This window comes from Candidatus Pantoea communis (genome assembly GCF_011752685.1).
Classification (GTDB): domain Bacteria; phylum Pseudomonadota; class Gammaproteobacteria; order Enterobacterales; family Enterobacteriaceae; genus Pantoea; species Pantoea communis.
This window is the reverse complement of record NZ_VWXC01000039.1, coordinates 1-15,842: the sequence shown is the minus strand read 5'-3', so window position 1 is coordinate 15,842 and position 15,842 is coordinate 1. Positions and strand designations below refer to the sequence as shown.

Sequence of the window (15,842 nt, the reverse complement as noted above, 5' to 3'; positions counted from 1 at the left end):
GCGGACTTCCAGCATGTCCGCAATTTCGCGGAGCTTTTCTGCCAGGCAGGAAGGGGAAACGGGAAGATAGGTCGGGGGCAGGGCTCTGGCCATGAGTAGTGACTCGCAGTTGTCTGTTGTGTACATCTTATCTTCGGCTGCCGGCCGATTTTCATGAGCGCAGTCATATTCGTATTAAAACATACAAAAAATACATGCAACCTCCCTCCGCCTGTCGGGCTGCGCCGTGACTTCACCTTAGCCGGGCCACTTCGTCCGCAAGGCAGGCTTCGCCTCATGACTCACCCGTTCCCCGCCCTTCGCGGGACATTCAGTCCGCTCAGGCGGCGCGTGCGGTTTCGTCCTTCGACCCTGCGTCCTGCGCCATAGCCCGGCTGCCGTGACGTCACGGCGCTGATGCCGTGCAACCTGTAGACCGGAGTAATCGTGAATCAACCTCTCACCGCTTGCCAGCTGGGCCGAACAGCTGCTGCGCTTTTACCCCGGCACGCCCTGCGTGGTGCACCTGTGGATAGCCGATGATTGCGAAGACGTGGCACCAGAGCTGACGCCCGATGAGGTGCTGGCCGATGCCTCGCTCGATACGGATACGAGTCTCAGCTGGTATTTTCTGCGCCACTGCGCCGACACCATCCCTGCCGCACGGGTCGAAAAAGACCCTGCCTGATCATCAGAAAACCGGAGGCGGCGGGACAGCCCGCCGGACAGGTAATGAGAGCAATGACCGTACGGGAATTCAGGGCGCGGCTGGCCGCAGTCGGCGATGACGAGCTGTGCTGCGGCACCTTCTGGCTGGCAGAGGACTTTCTCGGCATTAACCCGGATATGACGCCGGATGAGATTGCGGCGGCCATGGAGTATGCCGAAGACCATCATGATGCAAACGAGGGATTTAACTGGTGGCATCTGGAGATGGCCATCGATACCGTCTTGTTGGAGGGGGGAGGGGAAATAGCGCTGCCCGAAGTGCAACTGCAGATCCTCTGATGTCGCCGGACACGGCGGCATCACTGCAGGAATGAAAAAGGTTGTCGCTGTGCTCCGCCTTCATGCCGTCTTCCGTCCTGTCGCCGGAGTGCTCACCCGTTCCCCGCCGTGCGCGGGACATTCAGTCCGCTCCGGCGGCGCGTGCGGCTTGCGCATCCGCCCCTGTTTGCTCCGCTGTTCGCCCGTCTGTGTGGAGGTCACGGCACCACTACCGGTGCCCCCTTCATACACAGGAGCATCACTATGTCTCGATTCATGCACGGCGACAGCGTACAGGTTATGGGCGGCTTTCCGGATAAGAGCATTGATTTCATTCTGACGGACCCGCCATATCTCGTCGGCTTTAAGGACCGTTCCGGTCGCTCGATTGCCAACGACGTGAACAGCGAGTGGGTGCAGCCGGCAAGCAACGAAATGTTCCGGATGCTTAAAGACAACAGCCTGGCGGTGAGCTTCTACGGCTGGAACCGGATAGACATTTTTATGCAGGCATTGAAGGCGGCGGGGTTCCGCGTGGTGGGCCACATCGTATTCACCAAGCCTTACGCCTCAAAGTCGGCCTTCGTGGGCTACCAGCACGAAAGCGCCTACGTGCTGGCCAAAGGGCGCCCGGCGCTGCCGGCAAAGCCGCTGCCGGATGTGATGCCGTGGGAGTACACCGGCAACCGCCATCACCCGACCGAAAAGCCGGTCAGCGCCCTGCGACCGCTGATTGAGACCTTCACGCACCCCGGCGCCATTGTCCTGGATCCGTAAACGCGCTGTGCGTAAAACTGCTTCGCGTCACCGCGCCGACGAGCAGATTTCACTGATTATCTGGACTAAAGAGGACGTACTGGCCGTACTTGATGATGACAGCGTGACGGAGGAACAAGCGGCCGAAATACTGGCTCAGATCGAAGGCGTCGATGGCCACCACGAGTATGGCATTGACGAAGACACGCTGAGGGTGATGCTGGACAACATCCGTGAGCAGGATAAACAGGCGCGGGAAGTCTGCGTGTCGGCCGCCGCGCTGGCTCAGGTGCTGCGCGTGGCGGGAGATTTTATGAGGCTGGAAGACGCGCAGGGTGGGGAGGGGAGCGCCCTGCGTCTCTGGCCCCATGAGAATGCGGCAATGAAAAAGTAATGGACGCGCTGAAGGGTTAACCGGAGCAGGGCACGGAAGCCCGGATAAACGGTAAAAAAAGCCCCCAGAGACAGGGGCGCTTCATAACGGAACCGGAACGTCGGCAACGGCTACGGGTTAATCCTTAACCATAAAGAAGAAAGGCAGTGCTCTATGTCCGTCTGAATTATAGCGCTTTTTTTCGTTTCGAATGGCGCCCCGGTAAAGGCGAAAAAAACTCTGCCGCAGTCGCGGCGGCCCCGGGTCCCGCGCCTTCGGCGCCGGTCTCGGTGGCCTTATTCGAATTCCTGGACAGTCTGCTTAAGAGGAACCTAAGCAGAGAGTGATTTCGCACTATTTATCATTAATTCAATCTCATATATTTTTCATGCTTGTGTGTTAATCCGTAACTGTCCCGAATTTTTAGCGTGACAGGCGAGTACTTCTGGAGTCAAGCCAGCGCGGGCAGAACCATGAAAAATACACTCAAAATATGAACAAACATCCGGGACATGGCCCCCTTCGGCTTCCCGGCAAGCCGGGTCGTCGAGCCCTACTGCGCTAACCGGCAAAGCCGGTTAGCTCCGCCGGAACGCGAAAGGCCGCGCTCCGTGCCTGACGGCTAAGGTCTGATGGCTGAGGTCAACGGCGGCTGCCGGCTTCGCCGTCGCGTTCACCGTCCCGGCAAAACCCCGCCGGGCCTTTAAGGCCAGCCCGCGGGGCGGTCTGCAACGTCCCTTCTGAAGCTTCCCTGCATTCCGGCCAGCCCTTGCGCGGAGGGCGGGTCGTAGCACCGCCGGTTCAGGCAGAAAGGGGTGAAGTGCACGCCGCCAAAAACTTTTCGCCAGGGGCCGCAAAAACTTTTGTCGTCGCCCCTTTATGCCCTCACTTCGTCGTTGCTCCTTTGCCCTTTGCCGCGAAAGGCCAGACCGGAAAGAAGAAACCCGCGTCAGAGAAGGTCTTTTTCGGGTCCGCAGCGCGTGCTGCACCCACTCAGCCCGATTAAGGAGCGATGCCATGCAAAACACTCTCGTTAACATTACCCACAATGCGACCACTGACCGTGCGCCGGTCGAGAAGAAGATCCGCAAAAAAAAGTCAGACATCAACGATACGGCGTCTGAATCGACAGCATCAAGAGTTGCACACCTCAGTGATAACGTTCGCTTTTTAACCCGCCTGCAGTTTCGTGATGCGCAGGGAAATTACGTGATGGCCACGGAGAGCCAAATCCTCGAGGAGGCCGTGCGCGCCATCGATCACCGTTACCCGACCTGCACCAGCTTTACCTCACCTGAGATATCTGAAGAGTTCTCCAGGGCGAAGCTTGCCGGGCTCGGGCGGGAAGTGTTCGCGGTCGCTTTTCTGAATAACCAGAATCAGCTGCTGGCTTACGAAGAACTGTTTCAGGGATCTATTTCAAGTGTGGAGATTCATCCCCGGGAGGTGGTCATCCCTACGCCGCCGCGTTTATGAAGCAGCTGAGCGGCAGGAGCCGCGTCAGCGTCCAGGCACTGAACCGCATCCGGGGCATTTACCTGCGCCCGCGCTAAAAGCGCGCGCCGCTGCCGGAGTGGGAAGGCGCGCTGGATATGTTCCTCAGCACGGCGGGGGAGGTGTGCCCGCTGCCGCTGCCGGACGAGCTGGCCACCACGCTGTTTCCGGAGGCCGTATTCCGTCGGGCAGAACGTGCAAAACATGCTGCAGATAAAACAATTAACCACGCTACGCGGCGGGAACGGCAGGCGGCGGACTACCGTGAGCGCACGCTGGAGAACCGCATCCGCCAGGCTGAAACTGAGCTGGCATTTCGCACGCCGGAGACCTTGCGCAGATGGTTAGCCGCCTGGTGTGACAGCGTGCCGGAAAACGATATGAAGAACATGATCGCCGCGTGGGCGCAGCGCTTTCCGTCGCTGAACGGTCTGGAAACCCTGCAGCCGTATGCAGGAGACGTTGCCTGCGAAGTGGCAGGAGAAATTCACCTGCGATCGCTGCACATGGACAGCGCGCAGAAGGGCATGAACCGTTGGCTGGTGCCAAACAAGCTGACGCCCCGGAGCATCCTCTCTCAGGGCGATGAAAAATAAAAACACAGAGTGTTTCTCGTGACGAAACATATGATATACTGTTTCTTAACAGGAAACGCGGAGCCGAAAAGTGATTAAAAGCTGGAAGCACAAAGGATTACAGAAGCTGTTTGAGAAAGGTGATATCAGCGGCGTACAGGCAAAGGACGCGGAACGCATCCGGCTTCGCCTGCTGGTCATCGATGAGGCGCTTTCCACGGATGAATTCAGAAACTATCCGGGCTTTCGTTTTCACCCCCTGAAGGGCGACAGGAAAAACCTGTTTTCCATCACGGTCAGGGCTAACTGGCGCATCACCTTCGAATTCACGGACGGTGATGCCTATATTCTCAACCTGGAGGACTACCACTGATGGCCATGTTCAATCCCCCGCATCCGGGCGGCCTGATCACCGAGTACATTGAAGATAATAACATCGGCCTGCGCGTGCTGGCGAAAGAGCTGGGCGTATCAGCAGCGGCGCTGAGTAAGGTCGCCAGCGGTAAGGCATCAGTCAGCCCGGAAATGGCGGTGCGACTGGAGGCGGGGCTGGGTATTGCGGCTCGCCTCTGGTTATCCATGCAGGCCGCCTGCGATCTGCACAAAGCGCGTGCCACCACAGACGTTTCCGGCGTGCACCTGCATCCGGGCGTGCTGGCCGCTTCCGCACAAGATCGGCCCGGCAAGTAACCCTGCGAAAGATCACCCTACACCGCGCCGCCTGGCGCGGTTTTACTTTGTGCTTTCTGCCAGCCCCGAATGGCAATACTGCCGCCCTGAGGGCCGGGAAAACCGGTGCTGGCGCACCGGTCCTCTCCGCCCGGATGTGTATGGCCATAATCTATCGGCCCGGTTTAGCTTTAGTCTTTCTCCTGTCAGTTCGGACTTCCCGCCGCATAAAAATATGCTTTAACAGCAACAGCAAAAACATGGCCCCCTTCGGCTCCCCGGCAAGCCGGGCCGCGAGCCGTCAGGCTGCCTTATCTGCCGCGCTTTTAACTTTGAAGATGAAGCAGCCCGCGGGCTTCGTACTGATATCAACCGCAGCGGTGTGAGTAAGACGCTGCATGACCGTCTGGAACCTCTGACCGGCCTGAACGATAAGACGCTGGCACTGAGCGTGCGCCGTGAATTTTTCTGGGTTGAGCTGCATGACATGGCAAAAACCGTAAGGGTTCAGGCGATGAATGTGCCTGAATCTAACCTGCCTGCCTCCATTCTGGAGGTCTTGACAAAAGCCGGTCATCTGGCACTGAACCATTTTGGAAAGCACGGCGAGAAAGCGTAGATGAACGCCAGCCAGTGGCTGGCCGAAGAGCTGAAGAAGGATAGCGCGGCAGCAACAGCTGCTGTTCAGGCGTAAAAAAAGCAGGGTAGCCCCTGCTTCGTTCACGGCGGCCGGCCCCACCTGGCTGCCTCATCAAAATCTGCACTAAGGAGAAGTTATGAATTTTGACCCGCAAATCGTCGCACAGGCATAGGCACAGGCATTTGTAAAAGGCTTTAACAGCGGGTGTGGCGTGCGCGTTCCAAAAATGAAGTTCAGCAAATGGCCGCATTTTATGCGTGCCGTATGCCAGCAGCTGGAGGTGCAGCCATGAGCATCGCAAACCCCCTTAACTTACCTTTCGCGCTGGCACCCGTGATGCAGAACGACATCATCCGCGTGTTGGGCCAATACACTTTTATCCGTCTCGATAACGGCGACGAAGCGTTTTATCACCACGGGAACCGGATCATCGGCGCGGACGCGAGCTGCGTCGAGCTGCCAGTCCCGGATGATAAGGAATGGAGCTGGGACGACGTGGTGACGCAGCTGGTACGCGCGTCATTTACGCGTCAGGTTCGCGGAGATCGGGCAACATCAATGTCAGACCTAATGAAAGCCTCTGGCCTTGCAAGTGCCAGTATTTATAAGCAGCTTTACCCTGATAAACGCACAATCTATCTCGCGGCCTTACAGCAATACATGGATGAAGGTGCTTCCAGAGCAGCAGAACGCGATGCGGAGTTTTCTCCAGAAATGGCATTGCGCGAAACGTTAGAATTTGTAGCGCTTTTATCATCTTCTCCTGATGGAGAAAAAGGTTGTTTTACCATTGCCGCGGCCAGTGAACTTCTACCGGGTGATGCAGAAGTAAAAAGTAAGGTTCATCATAAATTCAACAAAATAATCAATCAGTTGGAAAGAATATTATGTAGAGGTCAGACGCAGCAGCTTTTTCGGTGCGATGAAAGCCCACGAACAATGGCAATAAGCATTTTCATGATCCTGGAAGGGATGCGATTTTTGGGAAAATTCAGCCCGAAATTGACGAACTCAAAAAGAGTAACGAATTTATTGTCAGATCGGTGCTCTCAAACAGACATGAAGATGGGAAAGGCCTCTCCAGACAGGCATCAACACGATGGAAGTGGGCACAATTGTTCGGCGTCGAAAAAGAAGAATTACAATGGTTGTGCTCGAATGTGAAAATGGCATGGCTTTATATGGTTGGGTCAATAACGGAAAGTTTTTCAAAAGACGCTTTCCATTGTCTGAGTTAAAGACATGTGTGCCTTACTCAAACTTTTGGCCTCTTACTTAAAGCGCCGGTATGCCCTTTTTCCGGCGCCTGATACTGACGTCCGCTCCTGGCTGTGAGTTCAATGGCTCGATGCAACGCTATCCTTAATCAAGGGGGTGACTTGCTGAAATGGGCGAGCAGTTGCTTCATCACGCCGAATTTCTGCACCACAACCGCAAGAACGCGGAGGACGTGAGCTGGGCCGGAGTCCTGAAAGAACTCATGCGCCGCAGCGGGTAGGTTATCCGGATGTGCAGGCATAAGTCTGATGAGCATGCAGCATGATCTTATGCGTTAATCTGATTTAACGTGATTAGATCCATTTAATTTATGACCAGGAATTTTGCCATCAGAATTCCTGTTTATTTAACACAAATATAATCAGGTATTTTATGCAACTTTTCAGGAGCGCCTTTTTTACGCAATCATAACGAAAATAAATAACGCACCGTGAGAAAACAGGTCTATTATGACCGTGTTATTAAAATAATATGAAATCACAATATTTTTTCACCCGGGGGTTATATGGTTCACATTGATTTGTGCACCCGTGAAGGCGTGATGAAGGCTTATGCTTTCCGGACGCCAGAGCAGGCTTTAAGTATGATAGATGAGATAAAGGATGATGATTTTCAGTGGTTTAATCTTGACTGGGAGGGCAGGAAATTCACCTGCCCGAAAAAGTTTATTAAAAGAATGACAAGCTGGTCTTATATTAAAATGATGCGGGGGTTCCTGTAACCTACCTTTTGTTAACAATCCGGAAATAAATAAAATCACGCTGGGATGTGTATTTTCTTAATATCCGAATCGTTTCGGTTCCTCTGAAAAGCCACCTCCTGGCAGAAGTCACTTTTCCGCCGAGAGGTCAGCGCCCGGCCGTCCGGATATGGCGGTAACGGCGCAATATGAAAAAGACGCCCCTCATCACATACATCGGGGACTTTACGGGTGTGTGTGCCTCACCGGCCTGATGCCGGATGTCCGTGTCGCAGGTCTCACAGTGGCTGATAAAATAATAACGATCCTCCGTGGTCAGAGGTGCACAGCAGCGCCGGCAGCGTACGGGACCCATGGCGTTTCTTCTCCGCTTAACCTGCTGTATACCCGCAGTGGTTTAAGCAAAGACCGCCGCTACCGTTAAGGCAACCGGGCGCACGTGAATAAGAGGATTCCTGGCAGTGCGGGCCGCGATCACCGGGGGGCAGGGCTCAGTGGCAGCGCGCGGGCAGGGCGCCAGCCCAGAGGCGCAGGCTGGCGGAAGAAAAATGCAGGGGGCGTCCTTCCGGCAGGGCGCCGGACAGCCGGACTTCGCGGCCCGCACTCCCGGACAGCATGTCCAGCATCGCGCCGGGCACCCGGGCGTAGAGAATGTTGCAGTGGCCCCGCAGGGCCCCGCTGGCACACGTCCATCCGCCGCCGTCCTGCCCTGCGCGGTTATGTATGTCAGCATCCGAAAGTCTGCCGTGCGGCGCCTCCAGCGAAATCAGAAGCGCTCCGTCGTCATCGCAGGTAGCGTGCAGAAACACGTTTTTATCCTCCGAAGACGTGATGCAGGTGCCGGAGCCGGGAGTGCAGGCTGCCCGCTGCGCCCATAAGGGGGGCGCTATGAGCACTAACAGCAGCAGCATCTTGTTCATGAACGGCCCGCCTGTATGAAATTTGTACGCCACCCGCCGTCGGGCATGGAGCGCTCCCTGGCCGATGGTGTATGCACCCTGCCCACAGGGTTATCCACCGCACGGGTGCATAAGTTCGCCTGTGCGCCGCCGGCGAAAAAAAACCGCGCGGGTGCGCGGTCAGGACGTTCCGTAAATACCGGACAACACGCCTCCGGCCGTCCGGACCTGAGTCAGGTGCAGAAGGGCGGAGACGTCAGCTCTCTTCGTTTGCTGTGCAGACGCGTTGTGTGTGCAGCGCGGGGAGTATATCCCTTTTATCTGTGTGGCACCGGCCCGCCTTCATGAAATAAAACGTCCGGCACGATAAAAAAATGCCCGCAAGCCTTCACGGGCTAATCGTTGATTTGTACCGTGGTGAGACGGCACCGCTTTATTAATCATTTTCCGTGACATTAATCCATGAATATCACGTTAAACAGGGAATTATCAGATTAAGTTGCATTAGGAAGGAGGAATTACGCTAAGCTGGCGCGGACGTGCCGGCTCCCGCCATCCCGCCGTGCGGCACAGAAAAGGTGCGCTGTTCTGCCTTTTGACCGGGGCCGCAGGCGTTACACTCTGATGACACCTTAACCGGGCCCCTGACGCCATGCCGCTGAAAAAATTCCGCCTCCGCACGCTTCTCATCTCACTCTCCGTCGGCGGGGTGATCCTGACCGCCTGCCTGCTGCTCGGGTCGCTGCTGATTTTTCAGAAGGGCAACATTGAGGACAGCCTGCTTGAGGGCAACATCGCCTACGCGCGCAAGCTGGCCGACACCACCGATCGTTATCTCGCCACGGCGCAGCGCGAGCTCGCCTGGAGCGCCGGCCAGATTAAGGGCCTGACCGATCCGGGGCTGCTGCGGGGCGAGACCGATCGCCTGCGGCTGCAGTCCGGCTTTTTTAATACCGTGGTGGTGGTTAACCGTGACGCCATCATCGCGGCGACCTCGCCGGAGAGCCTGAGCCTGATTGGCGTAAAGCTGCATTCCGACGCGAGCCGGCAGGCTATTGCCACGCAGAAGCCGTTTATTTCGTCGCCCTTTACCTCGGCGACGGGCAACTACGTGGTGTTCCTGTCGCAGCCGCTCTTCACGCCGGACGGCAGTTACCTGGGTTACATTGGCGGCACCATCTACCTCAAAAAACAGAGCATGCTGAGCGACATCCTGAGCCAGCATTTCTACGCCCGCGGCTCCACCGTCAGCATCGTCAGCAATGACGGCCTCATCATCTTCAGCCACGATCCGTCCCGCGTGGGAACAAAAATGGCGCTGAACTCCGCGCTGCGCAAGCGGCTGGCCACCACGGACAGCGGGCGGTTCAGCTCGGAGGCTGACGGGCAGCAGTTCCTGACCGGCTACGCCAGCCTGCATAAAACGGACTGGAACATTTTTATCGCCGGGACCTCTGAGACGGTCCGGCATATCATGGTGCGCACGGCAGAAAACGCCCTGTGGTTCCTGCTGGGCATCGTTATCCTGACGGTCGCCGTGGTGACCCTGCTGGCCGGGCGCATTGCCTCTCCCCTGGAGACGCTGGCGGGCATGGTGCGGGATGGAGGAAATGACGCGTCGCTGGCGTCGGTGAAGGCCTGGTACTTTGAGGCCGACCGCCTGAAGCAGGCCGTGGAGGAGTACCGCCACGCCGTGGCAGGCCACATGGCCGCGCTCAGCGACGAGGCCATGACCGACCCGCTGACCGGGCTCTGCAACCGGCGTGGCTTTACCCTGCTGGCGGACAGGAGCCGCGAAGATGCCTCGCAGTGCGTGATTGCACTTGATATCGACCACTTTAAGAAAATTAACGACTGGTACGGGCACGATGCGGGTGATGCGGTGCTGGTCAGCCTGGCGGGCCTGCTGCGGCAGGCCTGCCGCACGGGAGACGTGGTCAGCCGCTTCGGCGGCGAGGAGTTTATTCTCCTGCTGCCGCAGACGGCGCTGGAGGATGCGGCCCGGACGGCGGAGCGCATCCGCGAGGTAGTGAGCACCACGATGTTCCCGTTCGTCGGGGCCATGACGGTGTCGGCCGGCGTGGCGTCCCTGGCCGACTGTGGCAGCCGGGAAGCGCTTCTGCGTCGCGCCGACGAGGCCCTTTATGAAGCCAAAGGCGCCGGCCGTGACGCGGTCATCGTCGCCGGGCCGGAGGGATTCAGACGCTACAGGACGCCCGCCTGAGGGCTGTCAAGCGGCGGCGGCGGGTCAGCACTGGCCGCGCAGCTTCCAGGACAGCCACTCGTCAAGCTCCGGCTCCGGCAGCGGCCGGGAATAGAAGAAGCCCTGCGCCTGGTCGCAGCCGTACTCTGTGAGCGCGGTAACCGTATCAGCGTCCTCAACGCCTTCGGCCAGCACCGTGTAGTCCAGGTCCTTAAGCATGGCAATAATGCTGCGGGCGATAATGCGCGAGGCGGTATCGGACGAGATTTCGCTGATGAGCGTGCGGTCCAGCTTGATGACGTCCAGCGGCATGCGCCGCAGGTAGCTGATGTTGCTGTAGCCGGTGCCGAAGTCGTCCAGAGAAATCCCGAACCCGCGCAGCTTCAGCATCTCCAGCCCGCGCATCGCCGCCGGATTTTCAATAATCCGCTCCGTCTCCAGGCACTCAATGCCCAGCAGGGAGGGGGATAGTTTCGCTTTTATCATCTTCGCCTCCAGCGCGTCGGCAAAGCCCTCGCGCGCAAAGTCCCGGCTGCTGGCGTTTATGGTGATGGGAAGCTGAATGCAGCTGTTGCGTAGACGCGTCAGGCGGCCGATGGCGCGGTCCGTGACCCAGGCCGTCAGTTCGCTCAGCAGTGACGTCTGCTCGGCCAGCGGCAGGAACAGCGCGGGTGAGAGCTCGCCCCGGACCGGATGGCGCCAGCGGACCAGCGCCTCCAGCCCCACCGGCAGGCCGCTGTGCAGGCAGATCTTGGGCTGGAAGGCGAGCCAGAGCCCTTTATTTTCCCGAAGCGCGGCGGCCAGGTCGTTCATCAGCGTAAAGTCCTGGGTGTGGCGCGCGTCGCTGGCCTCGCTGAAGCGCATGGCGGGCACGCCCCGGCCGATGGCTTCGTGCAGCGCGCTGACCGCGCGGCGCAGCGCCTCCTGCGCCGTCACGTCGCCGGGGGTAAAGGTGACCTCCCCGGCGTGGGTGCTGAGCGCCACGGCGATGCCGTCGCCCAGGTCGGCGCTGATCCCCTCCAGGCGCCCCGCGACCCAGTCCGTACTCATGTGGCTGTCGTCGCGCGTCAGGACGGCGAATCGCCCGGTGGCAACGGTGTAGAGCAGCTCGCCGGGCGCCGGGCGCAGGCGCAGCGGCAGGAGCGTGGCCACGTCCTTCAGCAGGCTCTCCACCGGGGCCATGCCCATTGAGCGCGCGAGTTCATAGGCGCGCGGCATGTCGATGCAGTCAATCAGCACCAGCCGGCGCCGGGTGCGGTCACCGGAGGCGGCCAGATACTGCAGGTCGCGGATGAGGCGCTGGCGGTTGGGCAGGCCGGTGACCGGATCGGCAAACCCGGCGGAGTGCCAGGCCTCCAGAAACGACATCACCAGCGCGGCCAGCAGCTTCAGGGTGGTGACCTGCTCGGCGCCAAACGGGTGCGGCGCGGTGTCCGTGACGCACAGCGTGCCGAGCACGATCCCCTCGCGGTTTTTGAGCGGCACGCCAGCATAGAAGCGAATGAAGGGCGAGCCGGTGATGAGCGGGTGGGTCACAAAGCGGGCGTCCAGCCAGGTGTCGGGCACCACCACCGCGCGGTCGCTGTCGACCGCGTGGCGGCAGAGGGAGTCCTCGCGCGAGGACTGCGTCAGGCCAAAGTTGTGGGCGGCCTGCACGTGCTGGTGCTCGTCGTCCAGCACGGAAATAAAGCTGCCGGGGATGCCGAGCGCCTGGCTCGCCAGCCGGACAAACTTGCGCAGCACGTCGTCGCGGCTGTCGTCGGGACTGCGCAGCGCCTTCAGCGCCCGCGCGCGGCGATCGTCGTCGCCGGTAAGATTCATCAGCATGGGTTCCTCCGCCCCGGCCTGGTTCCGGTGCGAAATTAAAAAGAAAAAGTGTACGGTTATAAACCGGTATAGAAGACAATTTCTGCGAAAGGGAAAAGCAATGACAACTTTCTTATGGCGCTCACTATAGGCGCTATCTGGTCTGATGTCAGGTTTATTTACTTTAGCGAATTAATTGCTGCAGCACGATTCTTTTATTTTATCGTCGTGATGTGTCCTTTTTTAATTATTCCTGCCAGACTCTCTTCAAATAAATGTAGTGCGCGACTTAATCACGCACGCAATTAATATAAACGATAATGCTTCTTATTATTTTAAAATAATAACAACACCGGGGAAAACCTCATGCAGCTACTCAGACACTTTACCATCCGCCGCGTCGTGCTGTGGATGATGATCCTCTCCCTGGCCGTGGTGGCGCTGGCCGGCAGCTACGGCGCCTTGACGCTGCGCGAAATGTACCGCCACGCCGACCGCGCCGACGCGCTGACGCAGCAGCTGACCTTTCTGACCCGCGCCGGACTCGTCATGCAGGACGGGACGGCGGCCGAGAGGGCGGCCCTGCTGAACGACGCGCCGACTGACGCAGCGTGGGACAGTTATCGGGCGGCGCTGAGCGCGCCGGACCGCTATCCGGCCGCCGCCCGCGAGCGCCTCGGCAGCCTGACGCAGCAGCTGGCCGCCGACGACGCGCCGGTGATGGCCGAGCGCCACCGGCTGGAGGTGATCCTTATGAGCGCGCTGCTGGCCGCCGCCGCCCTGCTGGCGTTCTGCGACCGTTATCTGCTGGTGCACCTCGTGCGCCCGGTGGCGAAAATTCGCGCGCACCTGAAGACCATCGCAGGGGGCGACCTTACCCGCGAGCCGGAAGACCTGGGCCGCAACTGCGTCGGGCAGCTGGTGCCGCTGGTCAGAGAGATGCAGCACAGCCTGCTGGACGCGGTGGCGGCCATCCGCGACAACGCGGTGATCCTGCACCGCGAGGCCGGTGAGATTGCGGCCGGCAACGCCGACCTGTCCGACCGGACCGCCACCCAGGCCGCCGCGCTGGAGCAGACCGCGGCCAGCATGGAGGAAATCACCGCCACCGTTGCTCATAACGCAGAAAACGCCCGCGAGGCGCGCGAGCTGGCGGGGCGCACCGCCGGCACCACCCAGCGGGGCGCGGAGCTGGTGCAGACCGTGGTGGCCGCCATGGGCGGCATCGCGGAGGGCTCAGAAAAAATCCGCCAGTTCACCGCCACCATCAACGGCATTGCCTTCCAGACCAACATTCTGGCGCTCAACGCCGCCGTTGAGGCCGCCCGCGCCGGCGAGCAGGGACGCGGCTTTGCCGTCGTGGCCACTGAGGTGCGCGCGCTGGCGCAGCGCAGCGCGGCCGCCTCAAAGGAAATTGAAGGACTGATTGCCGACACCGTGGCGCGCGTCAGCGACGGCCGCCGGGCCGCCGGCAGCGCCGGCACCACGATGGATGAGGTGCTGCGCGGCGTCGGCGGGGTCAACGAGCTGATTGGCCAGATAGCGCTCGCCTCGGAAGAGCAGAGCAAGGGCATAGCCCAGGTCACGCTCGCCGTGGCGGAGCTTGACCGCGTCACGCAGCAGAACGCCACCCTGGTGCAGGAAGTTTCCGCCACCGCGGGCAGCCTGAGCGGGCAGACGACCGCGCTGGGCGGCGCCATCACCCGCTTCACGCTGCCGGATGAGGGCGGTAACGTGGCGGGCTCCCCGCCGGCGCGCCCGCGTCTGGTTGAAGTGAAGACCCCGGTGACCCCGTCACAACAAAGCGACTGGGTGGCCTTCGGACATCACTGACACTCAGGGCTGAGCGGTCGCGCTTGATGCGCCTGACGGATAACCAGCCCCCTGCGGGGGAGCATGCCCGCCCCGCATCAGTCGCGCGGGGCGAGTGGCGGCGGGTTTTTCTCCAGCCACGCGCGCACGCGCACGGCTTCCGGGCCCGCCTCGCGCACGGCCCGGGTCAGACGCTCCTGGGTTGTGCGCAGCTCCAGCGTCCAGAACGTAATCTGCCACTGCTCCCGGACGTCTATGCGGCTCAGGTCAGCGGGCACCCGCCGCTGAATATAATCACGGTTTTTCATCAGGTTATCCTTTTTATCAGTACAGGGTGTGGCGGCGCGATAAATATGGCCACCGGTAAGCCCTGCCTATCCTGGCGAATAATTATCCGGAAAATACCGGAATAATCCCTGTGTCAGGATTTCGTTAAAAAAGGAGAGCATTCCTGGGCCGGTGCGGAAAATTAAACGCTGGCGTGAAATAAATAAGGCGAAACGGCACGGTGATTTATTTATTCCCGGGGAGTCGCTCATCAGTAAATACCGCGGCGCGCGCATTGCAACGGGGCGTGAAAGTTTAGATAATGTAATGGTTTTTTATCATCCGCTGCACCCGCCGCGCTATTGTCGCCCTGCCGGTCCGTTCCGGCCCGCACCTCTGAAGGGAGTATCCTCTGGGAAATCAGCTTTTATACCGGCCCGTCGCGGTCGGTTCCGACGTCCGCGAGCTCCGCCTGGCCGCCGGCCTGTCGCAGGAGGCCGCCGCCGAGCGGTTTGAGCTCAGCCTGCGCGTCTGGCAGATGAAGGAGGCGGCGAAAAATCCCGCCCCCCTGAGCCAGGGAGAGTACGAACTCCTGCTGCTGCTCGCCGGGCGTCACCCGCACTATGCCCTTGTGCCGCAAAAGAAAAAGTAGCAGGCTCTGTCCGCTGACGGCCCGCTGAAGTTCAGCCTGGCACGGCCGATAAGAGGATAAGGACATGAGCGGTAAATACTACTACGCGGCGCGGCGCGGACGCCCCGCGATTGAAGAGGTACACTGCGCGGGCTGCGGCGAGCTGGCTGAGGCCGGCGGGGGCCGCTTTCTCGGCACGTTTTATTCCCTCAGGCACGCGCTTCAGTCCGCGCGCCTGCGGCACCCCGACTGCGTTATCTGCCTGCGCTGCGCCTCCCTTCAGCGCTGAACGCGGCCAGGAATGGTCCTGAAATGATGTTTTCGTGATGCCCGCACAGCAGGGCATCACTGTTATCCCTGACCCCGCCTGCGGCGGGGTCAGCTGACGGGCCTTTCTTCCGGCGGCGGGGCGGCAGGCATTTCTGCGGCCCCGTCTGATTGAACGTGTCCCCTTTTTGCTGTGTCATGCCGGCCACAGCTCTTATCACCTGGGGGAACGACCCTGAAACGCCCGACATCAGACCACGAGGCCGCCCGCCTTGCGGCGCTGGCACCCTATAAGCAGGCGGATGCGCTGCCGGAAAACGCGCTCGACCGGCTCACCACGCTCGCCGCGCGCCTTTTTCGCGTGCCCACCGCCTTCGTCTCGCTGATTGACGACCAGCGCCAGTTGTTCTCGTCCCGCTACGGTCTGAACATCACCGGCACCGCCCGCAGCGTCGCCTTCTGCGACCACACGCTGGCGCAGGGGGAGATCCTCTGCGTCCCGGATA

The 15,842-nt window shown here is 59.9% G+C and carries 16 protein-coding genes and 2 pseudogenes; 15 read left to right on the top strand and 3 right to left on the bottom strand.

From position 1 onward, the window contains the following. Positions 1 to 499 precede the first annotated feature (499 nt). From F3J37_RS27130 to F3J37_RS27075, 11 genes and pseudogenes are all read left to right on the top strand, one after another. Positions 500 to 667, top strand: coding sequence for a hypothetical protein (locus tag F3J37_RS27130; RefSeq protein ID WP_240154187.1), 168 nt, complete (start codon positions 500 to 502; stop codon positions 665 to 667). 53 nt (positions 668 to 720) lie between these two features. After that, positions 721 to 987, top strand: coding sequence for a hypothetical protein (locus F3J37_RS27125; RefSeq protein ID WP_166936715.1), 267 nt, complete (start codon positions 721 to 723; stop codon positions 985 to 987). Positions 988 to 1,230: 243 nt separating this feature from the next. Further along, positions 1,231 to 1,740 (top strand): annotated as a pseudogene (locus F3J37_RS27120) (DNA methyltransferase); the annotation flags it as partial. 10 nt (positions 1,741 to 1,750) lie between these two features. Further along, a complete protein-coding gene (locus tag F3J37_RS27115; RefSeq protein ID WP_166936711.1) occupies positions 1,751 to 2,116 on the top strand; it encodes a DUF1380 family protein in 366 nt (121 codons plus the stop codon). A gap of 996 nt (positions 2,117 to 3,112) precedes the next feature. After that, complete coding sequence (locus F3J37_RS28295; protein ID WP_052127595.1) at positions 3,113 to 3,571, top strand: JAB domain-containing protein; 459 nt, start codon at positions 3,113 to 3,115, stop codon at positions 3,569 to 3,571. A 116-nt stretch (positions 3,572 to 3,687) separates the two neighbouring features. Continuing rightward, the gene (locus tag F3J37_RS27105; RefSeq protein WP_034830881.1) at positions 3,688 to 4,185 is read left to right on the top strand and encodes a plasmid SOS inhibition protein A; all 498 of its coding nucleotides are present in this window, start codon (positions 3,688 to 3,690) and stop codon (positions 4,183 to 4,185) included. Between the two features lie 70 nt (positions 4,186 to 4,255). Continuing rightward, a complete protein-coding gene (locus F3J37_RS27100; RefSeq protein ID WP_034830883.1) occupies positions 4,256 to 4,537 on the top strand; it encodes a type II toxin-antitoxin system RelE/ParE family toxin in 282 nt (93 codons plus the stop codon). Continuing rightward, positions 4,537 to 4,854, top strand: a complete 318-nt coding sequence (locus F3J37_RS27095; RefSeq protein WP_034830884.1) for a HigA family addiction module antitoxin — start codon at positions 4,537 to 4,539, stop codon at positions 4,852 to 4,854. The genes F3J37_RS27100 and F3J37_RS27095 overlap by 1 nt, the downstream gene beginning before the upstream one ends. A gap of 361 nt (positions 4,855 to 5,215) precedes the next feature. Beyond that, entirely contained in the window at positions 5,216 to 5,452 is a 237-nt protein-coding gene (locus F3J37_RS27090) for a hypothetical protein (protein ID WP_034830887.1), read from the top strand. Between the two features lie 309 nt (positions 5,453 to 5,761). Next, complete coding sequence (locus F3J37_RS28290; protein ID WP_230599257.1) at positions 5,762 to 6,637, top strand: TetR/AcrR family transcriptional regulator; 876 nt, start codon at positions 5,762 to 5,764, stop codon at positions 6,635 to 6,637. A gap of 619 nt (positions 6,638 to 7,256) precedes the next feature. Beyond that, positions 7,257 to 7,472 (top strand): hypothetical protein, encoded by a 216-nt coding sequence (locus tag F3J37_RS27075; protein ID WP_034830889.1) that lies wholly within the window; start codon positions 7,257 to 7,259, stop codon positions 7,470 to 7,472. Positions 7,473 to 7,942: 470 nt separating this feature from the next. Here F3J37_RS27075 and F3J37_RS27070 read toward each other — a convergent pair whose 3' ends face one another. Next, positions 7,943 to 8,371, bottom strand: coding sequence for a hypothetical protein (locus F3J37_RS27070; protein ID WP_034830891.1), 429 nt, complete (start codon positions 8,369 to 8,371; stop codon positions 7,943 to 7,945). Between the two features lie 631 nt (positions 8,372 to 9,002). On the opposite strand from F3J37_RS27070, the gene F3J37_RS27065 reads away from it, so the two are divergent. Then, positions 9,003 to 10,574, top strand: a complete 1,572-nt coding sequence (locus F3J37_RS27065; RefSeq protein WP_166936710.1) for a sensor domain-containing diguanylate cyclase — start codon at positions 9,003 to 9,005, stop codon at positions 10,572 to 10,574. 24 nt (positions 10,575 to 10,598) lie between these two features. Here F3J37_RS27065 and F3J37_RS27060 read toward each other — a convergent pair whose 3' ends face one another. Next, entirely contained in the window at positions 10,599 to 12,380 is a 1,782-nt protein-coding gene (locus tag F3J37_RS27060; RefSeq protein WP_034831279.1) for a bifunctional diguanylate cyclase/phosphodiesterase, read from the bottom strand. Positions 12,381 to 12,725: 345 nt separating this feature from the next. On the opposite strand from F3J37_RS27060, the gene F3J37_RS27055 reads away from it, so the two are divergent. Continuing rightward, positions 12,726 to 14,192 (top strand): methyl-accepting chemotaxis protein, encoded by a 1,467-nt coding sequence (locus F3J37_RS27055; protein ID WP_034831280.1) that lies wholly within the window; start codon positions 12,726 to 12,728, stop codon positions 14,190 to 14,192. A gap of 77 nt (positions 14,193 to 14,269) precedes the next feature. On the opposite strand, the gene F3J37_RS27050 is transcribed toward F3J37_RS27055, so the two are convergent. Beyond that, the gene (locus tag F3J37_RS27050; RefSeq protein WP_034831282.1) at positions 14,270 to 14,479 is read right to left on the bottom strand and encodes a DUF3606 domain-containing protein; all 210 of its coding nucleotides are present in this window, start codon (positions 14,477 to 14,479) and stop codon (positions 14,270 to 14,272) included. A gap of 371 nt (positions 14,480 to 14,850) precedes the next feature. Here F3J37_RS27050 and F3J37_RS28285 point away from each other — a divergent pair, with 371 nt between their 5' ends. Both F3J37_RS28285 and F3J37_RS28280 read left to right on the top strand, forming a co-directional pair. Continuing rightward, positions 14,851 to 15,090, top strand: a complete 240-nt coding sequence (locus F3J37_RS28285; protein WP_039328794.1) for a hypothetical protein — start codon at positions 14,851 to 14,853, stop codon at positions 15,088 to 15,090. Between the two features lie 526 nt (positions 15,091 to 15,616). Beyond that, positions 15,617 to 15,842: pseudogene (locus F3J37_RS28280) on the top strand (GAF domain-containing protein); the annotation flags it as partial.

What these genes read in the sequence shown, in the direction of transcription:
- F3J37_RS27125 (WP_166936715.1), top strand. Translation starts at nt 721, where the DNA reads ATGACCGTACGGGAATTCAGGGCGCGGCTGGCCGCAGTCGGCGATGAC.
- F3J37_RS28295 (WP_052127595.1), top strand. Translation starts at nt 3,113, where the DNA reads ATGCAAAACACTCTCGTTAACATTACCCACAATGCGACCACTGACCGT.
- F3J37_RS27105 (WP_034830881.1), top strand. Translation starts at nt 3,688, where the DNA reads ATGTTCCTCAGCACGGCGGGGGAGGTGTGCCCGCTGCCGCTGCCGGAC.
- F3J37_RS27095 (WP_034830884.1), top strand. Translation starts at nt 4,537, where the DNA reads ATGGCCATGTTCAATCCCCCGCATCCGGGCGGCCTGATCACCGAGTAC.
- F3J37_RS28290 (WP_230599257.1), top strand. Translation starts at nt 5,762, where the DNA reads ATGAGCATCGCAAACCCCCTTAACTTACCTTTCGCGCTGGCACCCGTG.
- F3J37_RS27075 (WP_034830889.1), top strand. Translation starts at nt 7,257, where the DNA reads ATGGTTCACATTGATTTGTGCACCCGTGAAGGCGTGATGAAGGCTTAT.
- F3J37_RS27070 (WP_034830891.1), bottom strand. Translation starts at nt 8,371, where the DNA reads ATGAACAAGATGCTGCTGCTGTTAGTGCTCATAGCGCCCCCCTTATGG.
- F3J37_RS27065 (WP_166936710.1), top strand. Translation starts at nt 9,003, where the DNA reads ATGCCGCTGAAAAAATTCCGCCTCCGCACGCTTCTCATCTCACTCTCC.
- F3J37_RS27060 (WP_034831279.1), bottom strand. Translation starts at nt 12,380, where the DNA reads ATGCTGATGAATCTTACCGGCGACGACGATCGCCGCGCGCGGGCGCTG.
- F3J37_RS27055 (WP_034831280.1), top strand. Translation starts at nt 12,726, where the DNA reads ATGCAGCTACTCAGACACTTTACCATCCGCCGCGTCGTGCTGTGGATG.
- F3J37_RS27050 (WP_034831282.1), bottom strand. Translation starts at nt 14,479, where the DNA reads ATGAAAAACCGTGATTATATTCAGCGGCGGGTGCCCGCTGACCTGAGC.